The organism is Caballeronia sp. LZ065, from assembly GCF_031450975.1.
In the GTDB taxonomy this organism is placed as follows: Bacteria; Pseudomonadota; Gammaproteobacteria; order Burkholderiales; family Burkholderiaceae; genus Caballeronia.
Genome location: NZ_JARUXV010000001.1, coordinates 2,682,245 through 2,705,474, shown reverse-complemented (window position 1 = coordinate 2,705,474; position 23,230 = coordinate 2,682,245). Strand labels below are relative to the sequence as shown.

Annotated in this window: 25 protein-coding genes and 1 pseudogene; 12 read left to right on the top strand and 14 right to left on the bottom strand. The window is 64.9% G+C overall.

Translation table 11 applies throughout. The annotated features are described in order from the left end of the window. Positions 1-585 (bottom strand): thioredoxin (gene trxA, locus QCE63_RS12460; RefSeq protein ID WP_309833202.1); only part of this gene is annotated, 585 nt, incomplete at its 3' end. 73 nt (positions 586-658) lie between these two features. Beyond that, positions 659-1,558 carry a pirin family protein gene (locus QCE63_RS12455; protein WP_309833200.1) on the bottom strand — a complete coding sequence of 300 codons (900 nt, stop codon included), beginning with the start codon at positions 1,556-1,558 and terminating at the stop codon, positions 659-661. 187 nt (positions 1,559-1,745) lie between these two features. On the opposite strand from QCE63_RS12455, the gene QCE63_RS12450 reads away from it, so the two are divergent. Together QCE63_RS12450 and QCE63_RS12445 are read left to right on the top strand one after the other, a co-directional pair. Next, complete coding sequence (locus QCE63_RS12450; protein ID WP_309833199.1) at positions 1,746-2,009, top strand: hypothetical protein; 264 nt, start codon at positions 1,746-1,748, stop codon at positions 2,007-2,009. Positions 2,010-2,161: 152 nt separating this feature from the next. Further along, positions 2,162-3,043, top strand: a complete 882-nt coding sequence (locus QCE63_RS12445; RefSeq protein ID WP_309833197.1) for an EamA family transporter — start codon at positions 2,162-2,164, stop codon at positions 3,041-3,043. 19 nt (positions 3,044-3,062) lie between these two features. Here the strand turns inward: QCE63_RS12445 and QCE63_RS12440 are convergent, their stop codons facing one another. Together QCE63_RS12440 and tsaE are read right to left on the bottom strand one after the other, a co-directional pair. Beyond that, entirely contained in the window at positions 3,063-4,574 is a 1,512-nt protein-coding gene (locus QCE63_RS12440; RefSeq protein ID WP_309833195.1) for an N-acetylmuramoyl-L-alanine amidase, read from the bottom strand. Then, a complete protein-coding gene (tsaE, locus tag QCE63_RS12435; protein ID WP_309833192.1) occupies positions 4,556-5,134 on the bottom strand; it encodes a tRNA (adenosine(37)-N6)-threonylcarbamoyltransferase complex ATPase subunit type 1 TsaE in 579 nt (192 codons plus the stop codon). Before tsaE ends, QCE63_RS12440 begins: the two co-directional genes overlap by 19 nt. Before the next feature lie 18 nt (positions 5,135-5,152). Here tsaE and queG point away from each other — a divergent pair, with 18 nt between their 5' ends. The 3 genes from queG to xerD are packed head-to-tail and all read left to right on the top strand — an operon-like array spanning position 5,153 to position 7,976. Next, a complete protein-coding gene (gene queG / locus QCE63_RS12430; RefSeq protein WP_404990105.1) occupies positions 5,153-6,406 on the top strand; it encodes a tRNA epoxyqueuosine(34) reductase QueG in 1,254 nt (417 codons plus the stop codon). Further along, positions 6,403-6,879 (top strand): methylated-DNA--[protein]-cysteine S-methyltransferase, encoded by a 477-nt coding sequence (locus QCE63_RS12425; protein WP_309833188.1) that lies wholly within the window; start codon positions 6,403-6,405, stop codon positions 6,877-6,879. The genes queG and QCE63_RS12425 overlap by 4 nt, the downstream gene beginning before the upstream one ends. Further along, positions 6,876-7,976 carry a site-specific tyrosine recombinase XerD gene (gene xerD, locus QCE63_RS12420; RefSeq protein WP_309833186.1) on the top strand — a complete coding sequence of 367 codons (1,101 nt, stop codon included), beginning with the start codon at positions 6,876-6,878 and terminating at the stop codon, positions 7,974-7,976. Before QCE63_RS12425 ends, xerD begins: the two co-directional genes overlap by 4 nt. 20 nt (positions 7,977-7,996) lie before the next feature. On the opposite strand, the gene QCE63_RS12415 is transcribed toward xerD, so the two are convergent. Beyond that, the gene (locus tag QCE63_RS12415) at positions 7,997-9,157 is read right to left on the bottom strand and encodes an acyl-CoA dehydrogenase family protein (RefSeq protein ID WP_309833185.1); all 1,161 of its coding nucleotides are present in this window, start codon (positions 9,155-9,157) and stop codon (positions 7,997-7,999) included. Between the two features lie 106 nt (positions 9,158-9,263). Here QCE63_RS12415 and ybaK point away from each other — a divergent pair, with 106 nt between their 5' ends. Continuing rightward, positions 9,264-9,755, top strand: coding sequence for a Cys-tRNA(Pro) deacylase (ybaK, locus tag QCE63_RS12410; RefSeq protein ID WP_309833182.1), 492 nt, complete (start codon positions 9,264-9,266; stop codon positions 9,753-9,755). Positions 9,756-9,791: 36 nt separating this feature from the next. After that, complete coding sequence (gene plsY / locus QCE63_RS12405; RefSeq protein ID WP_309833179.1) at positions 9,792-10,427, top strand: glycerol-3-phosphate 1-O-acyltransferase PlsY; 636 nt, start codon at positions 9,792-9,794, stop codon at positions 10,425-10,427. 18 nt (positions 10,428-10,445) lie between these two features. Here the strand turns inward: plsY and QCE63_RS12400 are convergent, their stop codons facing one another. After that, positions 10,446-10,715, bottom strand: coding sequence for a hypothetical protein (locus QCE63_RS12400; RefSeq protein ID WP_309833177.1), 270 nt, complete (start codon positions 10,713-10,715; stop codon positions 10,446-10,448). A 131-nt stretch (positions 10,716-10,846) separates the two neighbouring features. On the opposite strand from QCE63_RS12400, the gene QCE63_RS12395 reads away from it, so the two are divergent. After that, positions 10,847-12,058 (top strand): DUF2252 family protein, encoded by a 1,212-nt coding sequence (locus QCE63_RS12395; protein WP_309833174.1) that lies wholly within the window; start codon positions 10,847-10,849, stop codon positions 12,056-12,058. 91 nt (positions 12,059-12,149) lie between these two features. Here QCE63_RS12395 and QCE63_RS12390 read toward each other — a convergent pair whose 3' ends face one another. Next, a complete protein-coding gene (locus QCE63_RS12390; RefSeq protein ID WP_309833172.1) occupies positions 12,150-12,635 on the bottom strand; it encodes a YajQ family cyclic di-GMP-binding protein in 486 nt (161 codons plus the stop codon). A 154-nt stretch (positions 12,636-12,789) separates the two neighbouring features. Here QCE63_RS12390 and murB point away from each other — a divergent pair, with 154 nt between their 5' ends. Then, the gene (murB, locus tag QCE63_RS12385; protein ID WP_309833170.1) at positions 12,790-13,821 is read left to right on the top strand and encodes a UDP-N-acetylmuramate dehydrogenase; all 1,032 of its coding nucleotides are present in this window, start codon (positions 12,790-12,792) and stop codon (positions 13,819-13,821) included. 69 nt (positions 13,822-13,890) lie between these two features. On the opposite strand, the gene argF is transcribed toward murB, so the two are convergent. Then, the gene (argF, locus tag QCE63_RS12380) at positions 13,891-14,820 is read right to left on the bottom strand and encodes an ornithine carbamoyltransferase (protein WP_309833168.1); all 930 of its coding nucleotides are present in this window, start codon (positions 14,818-14,820) and stop codon (positions 13,891-13,893) included. A 540-nt stretch (positions 14,821-15,360) separates the two neighbouring features. Here argF and QCE63_RS12375 point away from each other — a divergent pair. Continuing rightward, positions 15,361-15,678: pseudogene (locus QCE63_RS12375) on the top strand (DUF3579 domain-containing protein); the annotation flags it as partial. Positions 15,679-15,922: 244 nt separating this feature from the next. Here QCE63_RS12375 and rpsT read toward each other — a convergent pair. Beyond that, entirely contained in the window at positions 15,923-16,201 is a 279-nt protein-coding gene (gene rpsT, locus QCE63_RS12370; protein ID WP_309833165.1) for a 30S ribosomal protein S20, read from the bottom strand. Between the two features lie 436 nt (positions 16,202-16,637). Between rpsT and murJ the strand changes: the two genes are divergently transcribed. After that, positions 16,638-18,188: a murein biosynthesis integral membrane protein MurJ gene (gene murJ / locus QCE63_RS12365; RefSeq protein ID WP_309833164.1), complete on the top strand. Its 1,551-nt coding sequence runs from the start codon at positions 16,638-16,640 to the stop codon at positions 18,186-18,188. Then, positions 18,188-19,033, top strand: coding sequence for a SirB1 family protein (locus QCE63_RS12360; protein WP_309833163.1), 846 nt, complete (start codon positions 18,188-18,190; stop codon positions 19,031-19,033). The genes murJ and QCE63_RS12360 overlap by 1 nt, the downstream gene beginning before the upstream one ends. A gap of 54 nt (positions 19,034-19,087) precedes the next feature. Here the strand turns inward: QCE63_RS12360 and QCE63_RS12355 are convergent, their stop codons facing one another. The 5 genes from QCE63_RS12355 to lpxK all read right to left on the bottom strand — a co-directional run bounded on the left by QCE63_RS12355 (position 19,088) and on the right by lpxK (position 23,016). Then, complete coding sequence (locus QCE63_RS12355; protein WP_309833162.1) at positions 19,088-19,846, bottom strand: 3-hydroxyacyl-CoA dehydrogenase; 759 nt, start codon at positions 19,844-19,846, stop codon at positions 19,088-19,090. Between the two features lie 184 nt (positions 19,847-20,030). Next, entirely contained in the window at positions 20,031-20,696 is a 666-nt protein-coding gene (adk, locus tag QCE63_RS12350) for an adenylate kinase (RefSeq protein ID WP_309833160.1), read from the bottom strand. A gap of 294 nt (positions 20,697-20,990) precedes the next feature. Next, entirely contained in the window at positions 20,991-21,791 is an 801-nt protein-coding gene (kdsB, locus tag QCE63_RS12345; RefSeq protein ID WP_309833159.1) for a 3-deoxy-manno-octulosonate cytidylyltransferase, read from the bottom strand. Between the two features lie 12 nt (positions 21,792-21,803). Further along, entirely contained in the window at positions 21,804-22,019 is a 216-nt protein-coding gene (locus QCE63_RS12340; protein ID WP_309833157.1) for a Trm112 family protein, read from the bottom strand. Then, positions 22,000-23,016 (bottom strand): tetraacyldisaccharide 4'-kinase, encoded by a 1,017-nt coding sequence (gene lpxK / locus QCE63_RS12335; RefSeq protein ID WP_309833155.1) that lies wholly within the window; start codon positions 23,014-23,016, stop codon positions 22,000-22,002. Before lpxK ends, QCE63_RS12340 begins: the two co-directional genes overlap by 20 nt. Positions 23,017-23,230 lie beyond the last annotated feature (214 nt).

Sequence of the window (23,230 nt, the reverse complement as noted above, 5' to 3'; positions counted from 1 at the left end):
GCGCTCGCGGTCGGCGGCGTCGAGCTCGGTCTTCAGCGCGTTGTAGCGCGCGTCGATGCCTTGCGTCGTCTTCGGCGACAGCAGCTTGTCTTCTTCCTTCGCTTCGTCATAGCGGCGCTCGGCGATCAGCCATTCGATCAGGTCGAGGCGGGCGTCGTCATAGCCGGGATCGAGCGCGATCGCGGCCTTGATGGTGTCGATGGCGAACTCGCGATTGCCCGCCGCCCAGGCGGCCTGCGCGCTGAGCCGTTCGGCATCGGCGCCGGCCGGCACGAGCCGGTCCAGGAACTCGCGCAGCTGGCCTTCCGGCAGCACGCCGATGAACTGGTCGACCGGACGGCCCTCCGCGAACGCGATCACGTGCGGAATGCTGCGCACCTGAAAGTGTCCGGCGAGCTCCTGATTCTCATCGACGTTCACCTTGACGAGCTTCCATTTCCCGGCGGCTTCGGCTTCGAGCTTTTCGAGCATCGGGCCGAGCGTCTTGCACGGGCCGCACCACGGCGCCCAGAAATCGACGAGCACGGGCGCAAGCATCGACGCGTTGATGACATCGTTCTCGAAAGTGGCGAGGGTTGTTTCCATGCGTTCTCCAAGTGCCTGCAATCAATCTCGTTCAAATAGGGACGATGCGCGATTTTTCAAGTCCCGCTACGCGTCAGGCTTCCGGCGCTTGCGGCTCGCGGCGCTGCGGCGGCAAGGGGATGAACTCGCTTTCGCCAGGCACGTGGCCCATGCGCTGTTCGCTCCAGGCCGTCTTGGCCGCCGCGATCTTGTCGCGCGAACTCGACACGAAATTCCATTCGATGAAGCGCGTACCGTCGAGTGGCGCGCCGCCCAGCAGCATGGCGACCGCGCCGCCGGCGCTCGTGAGCCGCACGTCAGCGCCCGGCGCGAGCACGGCCATCTGCTGCTCGGGCAGCGCTTCGCCGTCCAGACTCAGGTCGCCGCTGACGAGATAGATGCCGCGCTCCTCGTGCTCGGTGTCGAGCGTGATCGCGCTGCCGGGCGCGAACTGCGCGGCGACGTAGAGCGTCGGCGAGAAGGTTCGCGTGGGCGCGGTTACGCCGAACGCACTGCCGGCAATCACGCGCAGCGTGACGCCATCGCGTTCGATCTGCGGCAGCGCGGCAGCCGCGTGATGTTCGAACGACGGCTCTACGTCCTCGCTCGCCACCGGCAGCGCCACCCATGTCTGGATGCCGTGCATCGTCTGGCCGGCGGCGCGTTCCGCGTCGGGCGTGCGTTCCGAATGGACGATGCCGCACCCGGCGGTCATCCAGTTGACGTCGCCGGGAACGATCTTCTGCACCGAGCCGACGCTGTCGCGATGCATGATCGCGCCTTCGAACAGATAGGTGACGGTCGCGAGCCCGATGTGCGGGTGCGGACGCACGTCGAGTCCCTTGCCGGGCACGAGCGTTGCGGGACCGATGTGGTCGAAGAAGATAAACGGCCCGACTGTCCGGGCGGCCAACGCGGGCAGCACACGCCGCACCGTCAGGCCGCCGACGTCGTGTTGGTGAGGCTTGAGCAGCGTGCGCGGAGTCGAGGGCATGGGCGGGAGCGGGCGTGATGGGAGTGCCGGAATGGCGCTCGCGGAACTTTCGATTCTACCGGCCGGGGCCGCGTGACGCAGACGCGCTTCCGGGTCGTCATTCCGGGCTCTCATCTTCTGCCGTCGCGTTCTCGAACATGCGCGCAGCCGCGCGCGACGTCATTCAACCTGACTGGGGAGTAAAGACATGAGCAAGAACAAACTGTTGATGGCCATTGCCGCAGGTGTCTTCACCGCGACCGCCGCAGGCGGGGCATTCGCGCAGACGTCGTCGGGCAATTCGTCGGCGGCGATGGGCAACGATACCGCCGCCGCCACCACGGACAATTCGAGCGGCATGACCAAGCACAAGAAGCCGCGCAAGCATATGGCGCATCCGTCGTCGGGCAAGAAGACGCCTGAGGCGACCACCGGCAACAACGCGGCAGCCGAGTCGGGTCAAAGCAAGTAACAGGCGCTGTTGCAAGTCTCTTCCGGCGCTCGCGTCCCTTCGGTGGCGCGAGCGCCGCGCTGTTTCTTGCACGATCTGACAAGCGCAACAAAGCGTCGCTCGATTACACTTTGCGCCTCGACAACATTGCGTCAGGCACGAGGGGAAGGGCGATGTCGCCAAGGGACTTGCTGATCGCCGCGGTGGTCATTTTCGCGTGGGGCGTGAACTTCGTGGTCATCAAGCTGGGCCTGCACGGCGTGCCGCCGATGCTGCTCGGCGCGTTGCGTTTCGCGCTGGCCGCGACACCGGCGTGCTTCATCAAGCGTCCGCAAATCCCTCTGCGCTGGCTCTTCGCGTACGGTCTCACCATCTCGCTCGGACAATTCGCGCTGCTGTTCTATGGCATGTCGGTCGGCATGCCGGCGGGGCTCGCTTCGCTCGTACTGCAGGCGCAGGCGTTCTTCACGCTGTTCTTTGCCGCGATGTTCCTCGGCGAGCGTATTCATGCGGCCAATCTCGTCGGACTTGTAATCGCCGCGGCCGGTCTTGCGCTGATCGGCATCCAGGGCGGCCACGCGATGACCCTGACCGGCTTCCTCTTCACGCTCGCGGCCGCCGCGATGTGGGCGCTCGGCAACGTCGTCACGAAGGCGATGGGCAAAGTCGATTTGCTGTCGCTGGTCGTCTGGGGCAGCCTGATTCCGCCCTTGCCGTTCCTCGCGCTGTCCTTGATTTTCGAAGGTCCGGCCCGCATCGAGTCCAGTCTCGCCGCCATTCCGCTCGTGTCGGTCCTTGCGATCGGCTATCTCGCTTTCGTCGCGACCATCGTCGGCTACAGCCTGTGGGGCAAACTGCTCGCGCGCTACCCGGCTGCGAGCGTCGCGCCGTTTTCGCTGCTCGTGCCGGTGATCGGCCTGGTGTCGGCGGCGGTGTTTCTCGGCGAAGACCTGAGCGCTGCGCAGATCGCCGGCGCGGCTTTGGTGATGGCGGGGCTCGTCGTGAATGTGTTCGGCAAGTGGCTCGTTCAGCGGCTGATGCCGGCAGCGCGCTGAACGGGTCACTGCGCAAGTCTCAAGTCATGCGGCTTTTCGCGAGCGGCGGATTGGCCGCGAAGTAGCGCTTGATGCCCTTGAGGATGGCGTTGGCCATCTTGTCGCGATAGGCGTCGTCGTTGAGGCGCGTTTCCTCATCCGGGTTGCTGATGAAGGCCGTTTCCACGAGGATGGACGGAATGTCCGGCGCCTTCAGCACGGCAAAGCCCGCCTGTTCGACCGAGCCCTTGTGCAGCTTGTTGATGCCGCCAATCTCATTCAACACGAAGCTGCCGTAGCGCATGGAATCGCGGATCTGCGCGGTCGTCGACATGTCGAACAGGGCGCGGTTCACGCTGGCGTCCTGCGACTTCACGTTGATGCCGCCCACCTGGTCCGACGCGTTCTCCTTGTTCGCCATCCAGCGCGCAGCCGCGCTCGACGCACCATGGTCCGACAGCGCGAACACCGACGAGCCGCGCGCGTCGGGCGAGGTGAAGGCGTCGGCGTGAATCGACACGAACAGGTCGGCGGAGACGCGCTGGGCCTTCTGCACGCGCACGTTGAGCGGCACGAAGAAGTCGGCGTCGCGGGTCATCATCGCGCGCATGTTGGGCTGGGCGTCGATTTTCGCGCGCAGCTTCTTCGCGATGTCGAGCGCGATGTGCTTCTCGTAGGTGCCCTGGCCGCCGATCGCGCCCGGATCCTCGCCGCCATGTCCCGGATCGATCGCGACCGTCAACAGGCGGGTCGTGCCGGCGCCCTGCTTGGGCGCGGAGAAGGTGTATTGATCGTCGTCGTCCTTTTGGGCGATGACCGGCGGCGCGGACGGCACGCGCGGTTTCGGCGCGGGCTTGGGCACGGGGATCGTTGACGCGGCCGGCGCGGCGTCGTTTTGCGCGTACTTCTGGAAGAACTCGTCGGTCGAATCGGACGCGCCGGGCTTCTGCGCAGTGGTCGGCCCGGACAGCGTGGCGGGCGGCGGCGTGGACGGATTCGGGTTGGCGCGGTCGAGCGCCTCCTGCTTGCGCTCGGTGTCGGCGAGGAGTTCCATCAGCGGGTCCGGCGCGACTGCCGGATACAGGTCGAACACGAGCCGGTACTTGTAGCTGCCGATCGGCCCCAGCGTGAACACCTGCGGCTTCACCGAGCCCTTCAGGTCGAACACCATGCGCACCACATGCGGCTGATACTGCCCGATGCGCACGGACTGGATCTGCGGATCGTTCGGCGCGATCTTCGAGACGAGGTCGCGCAGCGCCTGATCGAGATCGATGCCGGAGAGATCGACGACGAGCCGGTCCGGTCCCTGCAACATCTGGTTGGCGTTCTGCAGCGGCTGGTCCGATTCGATCGTCACGCGGGTGTAGTCGCGCGCGGGCCACACGCGCACGCCGAGCACCGAGCTGGCATGCGCGAGCTTCGGCGCGACGAGCGCGAGCACGAGCGTCGAAGCGCCTGCGCGCAGCACCTGGCGGCGACGCCAGTTGTGCGGCGCGGTGGCGCTCGATTCGATCGAATGGAACGGCTTGATCAACATCTTTCGAGACATGTCTTTCCTGTTTCGCTAAACGCCCGCGCGGTCAGCACGCGGCCTTCTTCTTCGTTCGAATCGCCGGGCGCATCATGCTCGCCCGGCAGCGATAGCTGGAACACGAGATCCGGCACGCCGAGCAGTCCGCCGGCCTGCTGCGGCCACTCGACCAGGCACACCGCGCCCCGGTCGAAATATTCGCGAAAGCCGGCATCGGCCCATTCGGCCGGATCGACGAAGCGGTAGAGATCGAAGTGATAGACGTCGAGCGGACCGCTCCGGGTCGCGAGCGAGTACGGCTCGACGAGCGTGTAGGTCGGGCTCTTGACGCGGCCCTCGTGCCCGAGCGCGCGCAAGGTCGCGCGCACGAGCGTGGTCTTGCCCGCGCCCAGATCCCCGATCAACTGGACTTGCAGGCCCGCGAAACGTTCAGGCGACATGAGCTGGCGGGTAGCGTCGATGGCCTGCGCGAAGCGCGCGCCGAACGCGAGCGTGGCCGCTTCGTCGCGCAGGTCGAAGCGGCGTTCGAGCAGCGCGGAAGAAGAATCAGGCGTGATGCGGTCGGGGCTTTCGGGCATTGCTCGTAAAATATCGTGATGAACCGATTGCCGGAACATTCCGTTGAAATCACGACCGCGTCCAGCGACGCCGCCGCTGAGTCCGTCTCAGTGTCGCGCGCCTCGACTCGCATGGAGGAGACTGCGCTGGCGGAACTCGCGCAGCGCATCAAGGCTTGGGGGCGCGAGTTGGGATTCGGTGCGGTCGGCATCAGTGACATCGACCTGGCGGATGCCGAGCAAGGCCTTGCTGAGTGGCTCGAGGCAGGCTATCACGGCGACATGGATTATATGGCCAAACATGGGATGAAACGCGCGCGGCCGGCCGAGCTTGTGGCCGGCACGCGACGTGTCATCACCGCGCGCATGGCCTATCTGCCCGCCGCGACGCTCGCGCGGACGGGCGCTGAAAGCGTCGCGACAGGCGACGGTCAGAAGAACGACTGGCGTGCCATCGAATGGTCGCGGCTCGCGCAGCCTGCGCAGGCGATGGTCTCGATCTACGCGCGCGGCCGCGATTATCACAAGGTCATGCGGCAGCGGCTACAGCAGCTTGCGGAGCGCATTGAAGGGGAGATCGGCGCCTTCGGGTATCGCGCGTTCACGGATTCGGCGCCGGTGCTGGAGGTGGCGCTGGCGCAGAAGGCGGGCAACGGCTGGCGCGGCAAGCACACCTTGCTGCTCGATCGCGACGCGGGTTCGCTGTTCTTCCTCGGCGAGATTTTCGTGGACGTGCCGCTGCCCGTGGATCCTGATCCCGAACACGACGGCGCGCATTGCGGGCAGTGCACGCGCTGCATCGACGCCTGTCCGACGGGGGCGATCGTCGCGCCGTATCGCGTGGATGCGCGGCGCTGCATCTCGTACCTGACGATTGAACTGCATGGCAGCATTCCCGAAGAGATGCGCCCGTTGATCGGCAACCGGGTCTATGGCTGCGACGACTGTCAACTGATCTGTCCGTGGAACAAGTTCGCGCAGACTGCGCCGGTCGCCGATTTCGACGTGCGCCACGGGCTGGATCGCGCGACGCTCGTGGAACTGTTCGCCTGGAGTGCGGACGATTTCGACACGCGCATGCAAGGCAGCGCGATTCGCCGCATCGGGCACGAACGCTGGCTGCGCAATATTGCGGTGGCGATGGGCAATGCGTTGGGCACATCGGGGCTCGACGCCCGCGAGCGGGAAGCCATCGTCGCCGCACTGGAAGCGCGCGCGGACGATGGTTCTGCGCTGGTCCGTGAGCACGTGGAGTGGGCGCTAAAGCAAGAGAGCCAGGGGGAACAGACATGAAGCCATTCGATGCCGTGATCGACGCGCCGTTCGGCAAGGTGGGCATCCGTGCCGACGAAGCGTGCGTGCGCGAGATCGTCTATTTACCCGATGATGTGGACAGCGTCGAACCGCACGGGACGCTCGCATGCGAAGCGGCCGGGCAGATTCGCCGCTACTTCGATGCGCCGTCGATGCGCTTTCAACTGCCGCTCGGCATCGGCGGGACGGCGTTTCAGCGGCGCGTGTGGCAGGGCATCAGCGGCATCGAGCCGGGACAGGTGTGGACCTACGGGCACCTGGCGCGGGATATCGGCAGCGTGCCGCGCGCGGTCGGGCAGGCGTGTGGCTCCAATCCGCTGCCGATCGTGATACCGTGCCACCGGGTCGTCGCGGCGAGCGGAATCGGCGGTTTCGCGCATCATCCCGGCGACGGTTTCTATCGCAACGTGAAGCGCTGGCTGCTGGCGCATGAAGGTGTATCCATCGCATGACGAGCGCAACGACGGCAACCAAGGCAACCAAGGCAACCAAGGCAACCAAGGCACCCAAGGCACCCAAGGCAACCAAGGCAACCAAGGCAACCAAGGCAACCAAGGCAACCAAGGCAACCAAGGCCACGGCCGCCACGGACGCATCCAGCGCAACGGACGCAACGACTGCAACGGGCGCAACAACCGACCCGGTCCACATACCCGGGCTGGCCGCGAGCCTGGATGCCATCGACCTCTTCTGCGACGCACTCTGGCTCGAACACGGCCTTGCCAAAAACTCGCTCGAAGCCTACCGGCGTGATTTGAAGCTCTTTGCCGAATGGCTCGGCAAGACGCGCGGCGCGTCAGTCGATGCTGCCGTCGAGAACGACTTGAACGGCTACATGGCGGCCCGGCGCGGCGACAAGGCGACCTCGGCGAACCGGCGTCTGTCGGTCTTCCGCCGCTACTACGCGTGGGCGATGCGCGAACACCGCACCGCGGCCGATCCCACGCTCAAGCTGCGTTCCGCCAAGCAGCCGCCGCGCTTCCCTTCCACCTTGAACGAAGTGCAGGTCGAGGCGCTGCTCCACGCCCCCGACACCGACACCCCGCGCGGCCTGCGCGACCGCACCATGCTCGAACTGATGTACGCGAGCGGCCTGCGCGTGACCGAGCTCGTGACGCTGAAGACGGTGGAACTGGGCCTGAACGAGGGCGTGGTACGCGTGATGGGCAAGGGTTCGAAGGAACGCCTGGTTCCGTTCGGCGAGCAGGCGCACGAATGGATCGAGCGTTATCTGCGCGAATCGCGCCCGGCGCTGCTCGGCCCGCGCGCCGCCGATGCGCTGTTCGTCACCTCGCGCGGCGAGGGCATGACGCGCCAGCAGTTCTGGAACATCATCAAGCGTCACGCGCTGAATGGTGGCGTGCATGCGCCGCTGTCGCCGCACACCTTGCGGCACGCGTTCGCCACCCATCTGCTCAACCACGGCGCGGACCTGCGCGTCGTGCAACTGTTGCTCGGCCACTCCGACATCTCGACGACGCAGATCTACACGCACGTGGCGCGCGAGCGGCTGCACAAGCTGCATCGCGAGCATCATCCGCGCGGGTAGGCTCGAACGTTGGAAGCGTTTCAGATTTCCGCGCCGCGCATGAGTCCGCGCGCGATGATCACCTGCTGGATCTGCGACGTGCCTTCATACAGCCTGAAAAGCCGCACGTCGCGATAGAAGCGCTCGATGCCGTACTCAGCGATATAACCCGCGCCGCCATGCACCTGCACCGCGCGGTCGGCGACGCGTCCGCACATCTCGGTGGCGAAATACTTCGCGCATGACGCTTCCACCGATACGTCGCGTCCTTCGTCGCGGCGGCGCGCCACGTCCAGCACCATGCATTCGGCTGCGTAGAGCTCGGCCTTGCTGTCGGCGAGCATGCCTTGCACCAGCTGGAACTCGCCAATGGGCTGGCCGAACTGGCGGCGCTCCTGTGCATACGCGACGGCGTCGCGCAGCATGCGCCGGGCCGCGCCCACCGCAATGGCCGCGATATGGATGCGGCCTTTGTCGAGTGTCTTCATTGCCGTCTTGAAGCCCACGCCTTCCACGCCGCCGATCAGCTGACTCGCCGGCACACGGCAATCCTCGAAGATGACGTCGGCGGTATGCGCGCCGCGCTGGCCCATCTTGCGATCCGGCTTGCCGATGGAGAGCCCCGGCGTGCCGCGCTCGACGATGAACGCCGAGATGCCGCTTGCGCCCTTCGCTTCCTGAGGGTCGCCGGTGCGTGCCATGACGGTGTACAGGCCGGCCTCGGGCGCGTTGGTGATGAAGCGCTTGGTGCCGTTGAGCACGTAGCATTCGCCATCCTTGCGCGCACTGGTCTTGAGCGAGGCCGCGTCCGAGCCGGCATCCGGTTCAGTGAGACAGAACGAGCCGATCAATTCGCCAGAAGCGAGCTTTGGCAGATAGTGCGACTTCTGCGCCTCGGTGCCGTCCAGCACGATACCGATGGAGCCGATGCCGTTGTTCGTGCCGATCACCGAGCGGAACGCCGGCGAGGTCTGCCCGAGCTCGAACGCGATGCGCACTTCTTCTTCCATGGTCAGGCCGAGACCGCCGTAGGCTTCGGGAATGGTCAGCCCGAACATGCCGATCTCGCGCATGGCGTCGATGAGGTCCGCGGGAATCTCGTCGGTTTCGTCGACTTCACGCTCGCGCGGGACGAGCTGTTCGCGAACGAAGCGGCGAATGGTGTCTTCGAGAAGGGTCTGGATTTCGGTGTCGCGGATCATTTCATTCTCCTGGTGCTGGAAAACGATCGTGCCACAGTTGCCGGGGCGCGCACACTCGGCCATCCGGCCAATGGTGACGCGCTGGACGCGCCGCTACAATGCGTCCATGTCGAAAAGCAAACACGTATCCGAAACGCCCGCAACGCAGTTCCTGCGCCGCCATCAGGTCGCGTTCGGCGAGCATCCGTATGAGTACGTCGAGCACGGCGGCACCGAGGAGTCGGCACGCCAGCTCGGCGTGGACGAGCATCACGTCGTCAAGACGCTGGTGATGGAAGACGAACACGCCAGGCCGCTCATCGTGCTCATGCACGGGGACCGCACGGTGTCCACCAAGAACCTCGCGCGGCAGACGGGGGCGAAGCGCATCGAGCCGTGCAAGCCGGAAGTCGCGAATCGCCATTCAGGGTTCCTGGTGGGCGGCACGTCGCCGTTCGGCACGAAGAAGGCCATGCCGGTGTATGTCGAGGCCAGCATTCTCGAACTGGATCGCATCTATCTGAACGGCGGACGGCGCGGTTATCTCGTCAGCCTCGCCCCGGAAGTCCTGACGCGCCTGTTGCATGCCACGCCCGTGCAGTGCGCAAGCGTCGATTAGAATGCACTCCGCTCTCGTCACCACCGAAAAGACACCATGATTTCTTTGATCGTCGCCGTCGTGTCCTATCTGATCGGCTCGATTTCATTTGCCGTCGTCGTCAGTCACGCCATGGGTCTCGCCGATCCGCGCTCCTATGGCTCCGGCAATCCCGGCGCCACCAACGTCCTGCGCACCGGCAACAAGAAGGCCGCGATCCTCACGCTGATCGGCGATGCGTTCAAGGGCTGGCTGCCTGTGTGGGTCGTTGTGCATTTCGGCGCGAGCTTCGGCTGGGATCCGGTGGTCATCAACACGGCCACCGCGCTCGCGGCCATCGCCGTGTTCCTCGGGCATCTGTTTCCGGTCTTCTTTCGTTTCCAGGGCGGCAAGGGCGTGGCCACGGCGGCGGGCGTGCTGCTGGCCATTCATCCGGTGCTCGGTCTGGCCACACTGCTGACCTGGCTCATCATTGCGTTCTTCTTCCGCTATTCATCGCTGGCGGCGCTCGTCGCGGCGGTGTTCGCGCCGTTCTACCAAGTGTTCCTGTTCGGCCCCAGCCGTATTTCGCTCGCGGTGCTCGCCATGAGCCTGCTGCTCATCTGGCGGCATCGCGCGAATATCTCGAAGCTGCTGGCGGGGAAGGAAAGCCGTATCGGCGACAAGAAGAAGGCGGCGGAAGCGGCCGAATAAGGCGCCGGCCGAAACGGCTCAGCTGACGAAGACCACATACGTATCCGCAGGACTCGAATAGAAGAAGCTCGCGATGCGTCCTGCGCGGACGGCGGACAAGACCTCGCCAATGCCGTTGACTTCGGCGCCGTCCTTCCTCTTGCCGACGATGATCGACGGCCCGGCCGTGCCCGGCAAGCCGCGCCTGATGCAGACGAGCCGTCGAATGGCGCCTTCCTGTGTCGTGAAATAGTTGTCCATGCGTGCGTGACCGTGCGTGACCGTGCGTGGCGTGCGGTGATGCGCCAAGCCTAGCTGTCATCGTCTGATGATTATGTTGGCCAAGGCACACCCGCATCCGGCGTGCCCGCTGTAAGACGACTGCAAGACCGCGGCACGCATTCTGCGCCCGAAGCGTTCGAACGCGAGCGCAAAGGCACATGAGCACAATCACAAAAGCAAAGAAGGGGCTGCCCACAGCCGAGGACCGGCAGGCCGTATTGACGGAACGACGTCGATGGAAAATGGCGCGTTCCCCGCATGCCTATGTCAGAGGCAATACGGAGCGCTTCTACGAGTGGGTGATCGAGGCAAATGGCGATACCTTGCCGCATGGCCCCGCTGTCTGGATCTGCGGCGACTGCCACACGGGCAACCTGGGCCCGATCGCCAACGCGAAGGGAAAAGTCGAAATCCAGATTCGCGATCTGGATCAGACCGTCATCGGCAATCCGGTGCATGACCTGGTGCGGCTCGGGCTGTCGCTTGCGACTGCCGCGCGGGGTTCGTCGCTGTCCGGACTGAATGTCGTCCGCATGATCGAAGCGCTGGCCGCCGGCTATGAATCAGCCTTCTCGAATCAGGTCGTCGAGTCGAGGCGTCCCGAACCCATTCACTTGACGATGAAAGAGGCGGTCCGGCGCTCGTGGCAGAACCTCGCACGTGAGCGCATCGACGACCTGCATCCGTCGATACCGCTGGGCAAGCGGTTCTGGCCGCTCACAAAAGCAGAACGGCGCGAGATTGAAGCGCTCTTCCGGGAGAAGGACATCGCCAGCCTCGCGACGGGCCTGCGAGGCCGCGACGACTCCGGCGACGTCGTGATGCTCGACGCCGCCTATTGGGTCAAGGGCTGCAGCTCACTCGGCCGCACGCGCTATGCGGTCTTGCTCGACGTGGATGGCGGCGTCATCCAGGGCGACGATCTCTGTCTGATCGACATCAAGGAGGGCGTGAAGGCGGCCGCTCCGCGCTACAAGGACGTCACGATGCCACGCGACAACGCGTTGCGCGTCATCGAAGGTGCGCGGCATCTCTCGCCATTTCTCGGCGAACGCATGCGGGCAGCGCGTCTGCTTGATCGCGCGGTGGTCATTCGTGAACTTCTGCCGCAGGACATGAAGCTCGAAATCGAGCAACTGGACAAGGACGACGCGATGCACGTGGCGCACTATCTGGCCGCCGTCGTTGGGAAGGCGCACGCACGGCAGATGGAGGCGGCCACCCGGAAGGAATGGCAAGCCGACCTGCGACGCAACCGGTCGAAAACCATCGATGCGCCGTTGTGGCTCTGGAACAGCATCGTGCAGCTGGTGAGCAGTCACGAGGCTGGCTATCTGGAGCATTGCCGCCGTTACGCGACCGGGACGTAAAGGCCTCGGAAGTCAAAGAGCGGTCAAAAGACAAAAGCCGTTCCGGTGCAACCGGAACGGCTTTGTCGAATCGTCAAAAACCCGCAAACAATCAGTCGCGGAAGTTGTTGAAGTCGAGCGGCGTATCCGTCACGTCCTTCTTCAACAGTGCGATGGCGCTTTGCAGGTCGTCGCGCTTCGTGCCTTGTATGCGCACCGCGTCGCCCTGAATGCTCGCCTGCACCTTGATCTTGCTGTCCTTCACCACTTTGACGATCTTCTTCGCGAGATCGCCCGACACGCCTTTCTTCACGGTCACGACCTGCTTGAGCTTGTCGCCGCCGATCTTTTCCTGCTTGCCGTAGTCGAGAAAGCGCACGTCGACGCCGCGCTTGGCCATCTTGTTCAACAGCACGTCCTTGACCTGGCCTAGCTTGAAGTCGTCGTCGGCGTAGAGCGTGAGTTCACGCTCCTTCTGCTCGACGCGCGAATCCGAACCCTTGAAGTCGAAGCGCGTGGAGATTTCCTTGTTCGCCTGCTCGATGGCGTTCTTCACTTCGATCATGTTTGCTTCGCTGACGACGTCAAACGACGGCATGTGCCTTCTCCTTCGATGAGGCAAGCGCGCTGGGCGCGGCTCGCATAATGGCATTGGTTATAATTCGATCTCCCGTCATTCTACCGACGCGGCGCCGAGTTCCCCAAGGCCGCGCCGATTCTCCTGAATCTCCCGAATTTCCACGCGGTCATTCATGCCTCACGCATCCCACGCGCCCGAACTTCTCGACGCCTATCCGCTGCGCTCGCACAATACGTTCGGCTTCGACATGCGCGCGCGCCATGCGATGAAGATCAACAGCGTCGAAGCCGCGTCCATGCTGTGCCGCGACGGCCGTATCGCCGGGATGACGCAGCTGGTGCTCGGCGGCGGCAGCAATCTCGTACTCACGCAAGACTTCGACGGCGTTGCGCTGATCGTGAATATTGCGGGCAAGCGCGTGATCGCCGAAGATGCCGGCACATGGCTCGTCGAAGCCGGCGCGGGTGAGAACTGGCATGGCTTTGTGGCGTGGACGCTCGCGCAGGGCATGCCGGGACTCGAAAATCTCGCGCTGATTCCGGGTACGGTCGGCGCGGCGCCGATTCAGAATATCGGCGCCTATGGGCTGGAAATGGGCGAGCGCTTCGAGCGGCTCGGCGCCGTGGAACTGGCGACGGGCGCGTGCGTCGAGTTCGATCGCGCCCAGTGCGCGTTCGGCTATCGCGACAGTTTTTTCAAGCGGGCGGGGCGCGGGCGTTTCATGATCACGTCCGTGGTGTTCCGTTTGCCGAAGCGCTGGCAGCCGCGAGCGGATTATGCCGACATCGCGCGCGCGCTCGAAGGCGCCTCTAGCTACGACGCACAAGCGATCTTTGACGCGGTAGTCGCCGTGCGGCGCGCCAAGTTGCCCGACTGGACCGTGCTGGGCAACGCGGGCAGTTTCTTCAAGAATCCGGTCGTGAGTGCCCAGGCATTCGCTACGCTCAAGCAACGCGAGCCGGGCATCATCTCCTATCCGCAGCCCGACGGCAACGTGAAGCTCGCGGCGGGCTGGCTGATCGACCAGTGCGGGTGGAAAGGGCGCAGCATTGGCGGCGCGGCCGTGCATGACCGTCAGGCGCTCGTGCTGGTGAATCGCGGCGGCGCGACGGGCGCGCAGGTGCTCGAACTGGCCGGCGCCATTCAGCGCGACGTGCGGGCGCGCTTCGACGTGGAACTGGAAATCGAACCGGTGACGCTCTGAAAAAGCGTGGCCCGCAAAATGAAAAACCCGCCGGTGCGGGTTTTTTCATAGGCGGCGCGCTTCAGCTGCTCAGTGATTGAGCTTGCCGAGCAACAGATACTCCATCAGCGCCTTCTGCACGTGCAGACGGTTTTCCGCTTCGTCCCAGACGACGCTCTGCGGACCGTCGATCACCTCCGCGCTCACTTCCTCGCCGCGATGCGCGGGCAGGCAGTGCATGAACAGCGCGTCGGGCTGGGCGCGCGCCATCATGTCGGCATCGACGCAATAGTCGGCGAACGCCTTCATGCGCGCTTCGTTCTCCGCCTCGAAACCCATGCTGGTCCACACGTCCGTGGTCACCAGATGAGCGCCGGTGCAGGCGTCGTTCGGATCGTCGAATTCCTCGAAGAACGGCTTGCTGTCTTCGGAAACCAGCGCGGCATCGAGCTTGTAGCCTGCCGGCGTCGACAGCCGCAGCTTGAAGCCCAGAATCTGCGCGGCTTCGATCCACGTGTAGAGCATGTTGTTCGCGTCGCCGACCCACGCGACGGTCTTGCCGTGAATCGGCCCGCGATGCTCGTAGAACGTGAAGATGTCCGCGAGCACCTGGCACGGATGGTATTCGTTGGTAAGACCGTTGATGACCGGCACGCGCGAGCTTTCCGCGAAGCGCTCGATGATGTCCTGGCCGAACGTGCGGATCATGATGATGTCGACCATGCGCGAGATGACCTGCGCGGAATCCTCGATCGGCTCGCCGCGACCGAGTTGCGTGTCGCGCGTGTTCATGAACACCGCATGGCCGCCGAGCTGGAAGATGCCGGCTTCGAACGAGAGGCGCGTGCGCGTGGAGCTCTTCTCGAAGATCATCGCGAGCGTGCGGTCGTGCAGCGGATGATAGGTCTCGTAGTTCTTGAACTTGCGCTTCAGGATGCGCGCGCGTTCGAGCACGTACTCGTAGTCGTCGAGCGAAAAATCCTTGAACTGAAGATAGTGGCGAATTTTCTTGGAGGTCATGAAACGCAAGCGGCGGCTTCGAACCGGCGCGTAGCGCTGCGCTCATTGGCGAGGCGCCCGGCCGGACGGCGCCGCCGTCGGGAGTGGTATCGCGTTTGAGCATAAAGGATTTCACGATGTTTGACGAGGCCGTTGGTGCGGGCGCATGCGCCGCACGTGCCCGTCCAGCGGCCTTCAGAGCTGGCTTTGCCGCATGCGCGGTGTTTGTGTGCGCTGCGGAAAACAGGTCGCTGCGGTATAATCGCGCTCGCTCGTTTCAACAGTTCTGCAACATCAAGCACCGTTTCACTCGCATGTGCGAAGGGGCTCGCAAGCGTCCCGCAGGCGTGTTTTTGTGCGTGTTTTGTGCATACGGATCGCGGTGAAGAACCCAGTGCTGTCGAGTCTGCCATCCTCTCGCGGACGCGGATGTTCCCCTTCAACGGAGAGCACTTCGCGAACAACCGCCCGGCGCCTTTCGCTGCGCTGGCACCCGCGGTTTCCGTCGTGCGGATGTGCGTTCGCCGGTGCGCGTCACCGGCCGTCAACAGGTATTGCTACATGGCTGAATCATCCCCTACCGAATATTTCATACAAGGCATCACCAAGAACGGGAGGAAGTTTCGGCCGAGCGACTGGTCGGAGCGCCTGTGCGGTGTGATGTCGGGATTCGGTCCGAAGGCGAGAGGGCCGAACGCGCGGCTGCAATATTCCATCTACGTGCGTCCGACGATGATCGGCGACATCAAGGTCGTGATCGTCGATTCGCGCCTGCGCGACATCGAGCCGATGGCGTTCGACTTCGTGCTGAACTTTGCGAAAGACAACGACCTGCTCGTGACCGAGGCGTGTGAATTGCCGCCGCATCACGGCACGCAGGGCGCGTCGGGCGCGCCGTCCCAGCCGGCGCACGAGCAACCGAATCAGGAATCTGAGGTGCCGAACACGGGAAGTCCGCACGCCCAGCCGTAAGCAGGCTGGTCATAAGCAGGCTGAAGTAGAGCAGACGCAAAAAAGCCCGCCGAAGCGGGCTTTTTCGTTACTGCGCAGCGGAAACAGGAAGCTGCTTCGACGAACGCCGGAACGCAGGAAGCGTGCGGCGCCCGCCTGAAGCGGGCCGGAATTACTGGGCAGCCGGGGCTTGCAGGCCCTTGATGGCTGCAGCCAGGCGGCTCTTGTGACGAGCGGCCTTGTTCTTGTGGACGATCTTCTTGTCCGAGATGATGTCCATCGTCTTGACCGACGACTTGTACACTTCGGCGGCCTTGGCCTGGTCGCCGGCTTCGATAGCCTTGCGAACTGCCTTGATGGCCGTGCGGAATTTCGAGCGCAGCGCCGAGTTGTGCGAGTTGGCTTTGGCGGCCTGACGGGCGCGCTTGCGAGCTTGTGCGGTATTTGCCATGACGGTTCCTTGTCCTGTTTCTGCTGTTACTTGTCTGGAGCGCGCGGGCCGGAGAGGGCCTTGAACTGGCCTGAGCCGGTGGTTCGAGCGTGCTGCCTTGTCCTGTTTGTCTTGCTGGAAATCCCGGGCACGCATGCAGCGTTGCAGCGTGGCGATGGCCCGAGAACCTCTGATACTTCGCCGGCCAGAGCCGGGGAGAGACGCGAAGCTACACGGATCCGGATCACACTTTGGGTGCTCACTCTGGTTGAGCCGGGCGTTTTCGGAGCTTCGAAACCCGCGATTATAGCAACGGAACCGGAATCGTGACAAGCGCGGCGTCATCCGTGGGTTGGCGAGCGAGATTGGCACGATCGGTCAATCTTGCGGGCTTTGCCGCCAGCCAGCGGCGGCGTGTCGCAGGCGCGCCGCACGCGGCCCGTATAATAAGCGCCCCATGAATCTATTCCGAGCCCTCCTGACGGTCAGCGGCTTCACGCTGCTGTCCCGCGTGACCGGCCTGATCCGCGAAACGCTGATCGCCCGAGCCTTCGGCGCCAGTCTCTATACCGACGCGTTCTACGTCGCGTTCCGTATCCCCAACCTGCTGCGGCGTCTGTCCGCCGAGGGTGCGTTCGCGCAGGCGTTCGTGCCGATCCTCGCCGAATTCAAGAACAGCCAGGGCCACGATCCGACCAAGGCGCTCGTCAATGCGATGTCGACGGTGCTGACCTGGGGGCTCGTCGTGTTGTCGCTGGCCGGCATGGCGGGGGCGAGCTGGGTCGTGTTCGCGGTTGCCTCGGGGCTCGCGCACGAAGGCGCCGCGTACGGTCTCGCCGTCGAGATGACGCGCATCATGTTCCCGTACATCGTCTTCATCTCGATGACGACGCTCGCGTCCGGCGTGCTCAACACCTACAAGCAGTTCTCGCTGCCCGCGTTCGCGCCGGTGCTGCTCAACGTGGCGTTCATTTTCGCGGCGGTGTTCGTCGCGCCGCACCTGAAGGTGCCGGTGTACGCGCTCGCCTATGCGGTGATCGCCGGGGGCATCCTGCAGTTGCTCGTGCAGCTGCCGGGCCTCAAGAAGATCGACATGATGCCGCGCATCGGCTTCAACTTCCGGCGCGCGCTCGCGCATCCGGGCGTGAAGCGCGTGCTGCTCAAGATGGTGCCCGCGACCTTCGCCGTCTCGGTCGGGCAACTGAGCCTCATCATCAACACGAACATTGCGTCGAACATCGGGCCGGGCGCCGTGTCGTGGATCAACTACGCCGACCGCCTGATGGAATTCCCCACCGCGCTGCTCGGCGCGGCGCTGGGCACCATCCTGCTGCCGAGCCTCTCGAAGGCGCACATCGACGCCAATAACGACGAATACTCCGCGCTGCTCGACTGGGGCTTGCGCATCACTTTCCTGCTGGCCGCGCCGAGCGCGGTCGCGCTGTTCTTCTTCGCCGAGCCGCTCACCGCGACGCTCTTCCACTACGGCAAGTTCGACAGTCATTCGGTGGTGATGGTCGGCCGCGCGTTGTCGGCATACGGCATCGGGCTGATCGGCCTGATCCTCATCAAGATCCTGGCGCCGGGCTTCTACGCGAAGCAGGACATCAAGACGCCGGTGAAGATCGCGATCTTCGTGCTGGTCATGACCCAGGTGAGCAATTACCTGTTCGTGCCGATCTTTTCCCACGCGGGCCTGACGCTGTCGATCGGCCTCGGCGCGCTCGCCAATGCGTCGCTGTTGTTCGTTGGCTTGCGCCGCCGGCAGATCTACCGGCCGTCCGCGGGCTGGCTGCGCTTCATCGTGCAGTTGCTGGGCGCGTGCCTGATTCTTGCGGGCGTGATGCACTGGGTGGCGATCAATTTCGACTGGATCGGCATGCGCGCGACGCCGCTGCTGCGCATTGCATTGCTGGGCGCGAGCCTGGTCGTGTTCGCGGCGCTATATTTCGGTATTCTTTCCGCGATGGGCTTCAAGTACGCCTACTTCAAGAGACGCACGCTTTGATGACGACAACGCGTATCCTCGACTACTTCTCGTCACTGATGGCGGACGACGACACGCTTCCGCTCACGGAAGCGGCCTTGTCGCTTTCCCAGGACGCGTACCCGGATCTCGACATGCAGGCGGTGCTCGCCGAGATCGACGAGCTCGTCGTGCGCGCGCGCCGTCGCCTGCCCGACGACGCCGACGTCAGGACGCGCGTCGATGCGCTCAACCGTTACTTTTTCCGCGAGCTGGGCTTCTCCAGCAATCTCAACGATTACTACGATCCCGACAACAGTCATCTGAATGTCGTGCTGCGGCGCAGGCGCGGCATCCCGATCTCGCTCGCGGTGATCTATCTGGAAATGGCCGACCAGCTCGGCCTGCCGGTGCGCGGTGTGTCATTCCCCGGGCATTTCCTGCTGCGCGTCGCGTTGCCCGCCGAAGATCTGATGCTCGATCCGACCACTGGCCAGACGCTCTCCGAAGCACAGATGGTCGAAATGCTGGAGCCTTACGTGCAGCGCGCCGGCGAATCGATCGGCAGTGCATTGCGCGTGCTGTTGCAGCCCGCGACGCGGCGCGAGATCGTCGCGCGCATGCTCCGCAACCTCAAGTCCATCTATCTGCAGACGGAGCGCTGGCAGCGCTTGCTCGCGGTGCAGGAGCGGTTGGTGATCGCGTTGCCGCTCAGCATCGAGGAAGTGCGCGACCGCGGCTTCGCCTATGCGCGGCTCGATTACCTGCGTCCGGCGCTGGAGGACTTGCAGCGCTACATCGAACATCGGCCCGACGCGGAAGATGCGACGGTCGTCGAAACCGAGCTGCACGAGCTGCGGCAGCGCACCCAGCAAAACGGCGACTGAACAAAAAACGGCGGGCTTCGAAGGAAGCCCGCCGTTTTCACAACTGAAACGCCATCATTTCGGCTGCATGCGGATTGCGCCATCCAGACGGATCACTTCGCCGTTGAGCATCGGGTTGTCGAAGATCTGCTTGACGAGCATCGCGTATTCGTCGGGCTTGCCGAGGCGCGGCGGGAACGGCACCATCGCGCCGAGCGCGTCCTGCACGTCCTGCGGCATGCCGAGCAGCATCGGCGTCTCGAACAGGCCCGGCGCGATGGTCATCACGCGAATGCCGCTCCTGCTCAGGTCGCGGGCGATGGGCAGCGTCATGCCCGCCACGCCGCTCTTCGAGGCCGCGTAGGCCGCCTGGCCCATCTGTCCGTCGTAGGCGGCCACCGACGCCGTGTTCACGATCACGCCGCGCTCGCCCGCGCTGTTGGGCTCGTTCTTCGACATCGCGCTGGCCGCGAGCCGGATCATGTTGAAGGTGCCGATGAGATTGACCGCGATCACTTTCGAGAACAGATCGAGTGCATGCGGGCCGTCGCGGCCCACGGTCTTCGCTGCCGGTGCGATGCCCGCGCAGTTCACGAGGCCGCGCAGCGTGCCGAGCGACAACGCTGACTCGATGGCGCGTTGTCCGTCGTTCTCCTGGCTCACGTCGCACTTGACGAACGCGCCCGACAATTCCTTCGCGAGCGCTTCGCCTGCGGCCTCGTTCATGTCGGCGAGCACGACCTTGCCGCCGAGCGACGCGACGAGGCGCGCCGTCGCGGCGCCAAGACCCGATGCGCCGCCGGTGATGAGGAACACGTTGCCCTGTATCTCCATGTCTCTTCTCCTTTGTGTGATTCGTGCAGGCGAGGGCGGGGTGGATGCCGCTCGCCGGAAATGTGCCTTGGGGTGTCCTTGTGGGAGCCGCGTCGATTGTAGCGAAGCCGCTCGCCGCGCCCGACAGGCGTAAAAAAACCCGCTCCTGGGAAGCGGGTTTTGGCAAACGCGACGCGAAGCGCGCTTACTTCAGCGCGTCGAACACGCGCGTGCGGATTTCATCGACGGTGCCGAGACCCGAGATCGCGCGATACGCCGGCGCCTTCAGGCCGTTCGGCGCGGTGCCGTGCTTCGCCCAGTCGTTGTAGTACGAAATCAGCGGCTTGGTCTGCGCAACGTACACGTCGAGCCGCTTCTTCACGGTCTCTTCCTTGTCGTCGTCGCGCTGGATCAGCGGTTCGCCGGTGACGTCGTCGGTCATGTCCACTTTGGGCGGATTGAACTTGACGTGGTACGTGCGGCCCGACGCCGCGTGAACCCGGCGGCCGCTCATGCGCGTGATGATTTCGTCGAAGGGAACGTCGATCTCGAGCACGTAGTCGATGGCGACGCCCGCGTCCTTCATGGCTTCGGCCTGCGGCAGCGTGCGCGGAAAACCGTCGAACAGATAGCCGTTCTTGCAGTCGTCGGCCTGCAGGCGTTCTTTCACGAGGTTGATGATGAGCGAGTCCGGCACCAGTTCGCCCGCGTCCATGAAGCCCTTCGCCTCGACGCCGAGCGGCGAGCCTGCCTTGACGGCCGCGCGCAGCATGTCGCCGGTGGAAATCTGCGGAATGCCGAATTTTTCCTTGATGAAGTTTGCCTGGGTGCCCTTGCCCGCACCGGGTGCCCCCAACAGGATCAAACGCATGGTGATATCTCCGAATCGTCTAGAAACCGCTTCACGCCGCGAGGCTCAATGACATCCGGTGGGCTGGCTCGTGCGGCGTCGACGACAGGGCGCGCGGCCGGTGGAGACGGCGGGCACCTGCGGACAGCGGCGCAACGTTGAGCGTGGCGCTGACCGGAAGGCTCGCGCAATCGTTCGATTATGCCACGGCTCTTTACGGCCGCGACCGTAATAACGCGCATAGGAAACCCCGAGAACCGCGCCGGCCGGGCGTTCCGGCGGGGTTTACACGGGTTGCTTCCAGCTTTCAGCGCTTCACTTGGACGCGGGGAAGAGCGCTTGTACGCGGGCGAGATCGGCGGGCGTATCGACGCCGGGCGGCGGCGCGTCCTGCGTCACGCGCACCGCGATGCGTTCGCCATGCCACAGCGCGCGCAGTTGTTCGAGCGCTTCGGCGGCTTCGATCGGCGCCTGCGCGAGGTTCGGAAACTCGCGCAGGAACTTCGCGCGATAGGCGTACAGGCCGATGTGGCGCAGCACGTTGTCCGGCACCGCGGGCAGTTGTCCGAGCGCGGCGACGTCCGGCCAGTGCGGCTGCCAGAGATCGCGCGCCCAGGGAATCGGCGCGCGCGAGAAGTACAGCGCGACGCTCTTCGCATCGAGCACGACCTTCACCACGTTCGGATTGAAGACGTCGGCGGGATCGTGGATCGGATGCGCGGCGGTCGCGATCGCGCAGGCGGGAAACGCGGCGAGGTGCGACGCCACGTCGCGGACGAGTTGCGGATCGATCAGCGGTTCGTCGCCCTGCACGTTGACGACGATCGTGTCGTCGCTCCAGCCGAGCCGGGTCGCGACTTCGGCGAGACGGTCCGTGCCAGTGGGGTGATCCGAGCGCGTCAACATCACTTCAATGCCGTGATCGCGCGCGGCTTCGACCACGCGATCCGAGTCGGTCGCGACGATCACCTGGCGCGCGCCCGACTCACGCGCGCGCTCGGCGACGCGCACGACCATCGGCTTGCCGCCGATATCGGCGAGCGGCTTGTTGGGCAGACGGGTGGACGCGAGACGCGCGGGAACGACGGCGATGAACGGTGCGGAGATGTCAGGCATGTTCAGGCTGAATCAGGCGTCGCCGGCCGGCTTGAGCGGCTGGACCGGTTCGACGGGCGTGCCCTCGACGGTCTGGCGCGCTTCGTCGACGAGCATCACGGGAATGCCGTCGCGGATCGGGTAGGCGAGTTTGTCCGCGCTGCAGATGAGTTCCTGCGCGGCGCGGTCATAGCTGAGCGGGCCTTTGCAGATCGGACAAACAAGGATTTCAAGCAGACGTGCGTCCACGGAGTTTCTCCACAACAAGAGCGATGAGGCGCGGTCTGAGCACGGCTTGCACCGGAACGACCCAGATGCGTGCGTCGCGCCAGGCGCCCAATTTTACTGCATCCTTTTCGGTAATCAGGATCGCATCGGCCTCCACGCCGGCGAACGGATTCTCGCGGTAAGCGTAGTGATCCGGGAACGCGCGCGTCGCCGGCGCGATGCCCGCCGCGCGCAGTGTCGCGAAGAAGCGTTCGGGCGAACCGATGCCCGCCGCCGCCACCACTTTCTCGCCGGCGAACTCGCCGAGCGGACGGCGTACCGAGGGATCGTCGAGCAGCCAGGCGTCGCCGGTTTCGAGGTCGAGCGAGAACGTGTCCGGCCACGGCGGCAAGGTGCGCTCGTAGGGACTGTTGATGAGCGTCGCATCGCGGCGGCGCGACATCGGCTCGCGCAACGGGCCCGCCGGCAGCAGGAAGCCGTTGCCGCCCAGACGGTCGTCGAAGACGACGAGTTCGAACGCGCGGGCCAGCCGATAGTGCTGCAGGCCGTCGTCGGAGACGAGGACGTCGACATTCGGATGCGCCGCGAGCAGCGCTTGCGCGGCGGCCACGCGGTCCGGGCAGACGAACACCGGCGCGTGGGTGCGGCGCGCGATCAACAGCGGTTCGTCGCCGACCTGCGCGGCCTCGCTCGCCGGCGTCACGCTGACCGGCTTCGGCACTTTCGCGCCGTAGCCGCGCGAGACCACGCCCGGCTGGAAGCCGGCGGCGCGCAACGCCTCGACGAGCGCGATGACGGTCGGCGTCTTGCCCGTGCCGCCCACGGTCACATTGCCGACGACGACCACCGGCACGCCCACGTCGATCCGCTTGAGCCAGCCGAGTTCGAAGCAGGCGCGGCGCAGCGCGGCGATCGCGCCGAACACGCAGGCGAAGGGCGTCAGCGCCCAGGCGACCGGACCGCGGCGGCGCCACTCGCGGGCGAGGAAGTTTTCGACGGGCGGCTTGAAATCAGACATGGACCGCCTTTACGCGGAACGCTGGCGGGACAAAAGCGGGATAAAACGGATAAGGCGTGGCGTGCAACGGCAGCTCCTCGAGTGTCGGTTGGCGTTGAACGGATCGACCGGCGACGGCGGCGGCGCGCCGCGATTGCGCATGCGTGCCCGCCGGTGCTGGAACCCGGCACTCTAGCGCGCGCAGGCCGTGCGCGCCAGTCGCCGATCGTTCGCG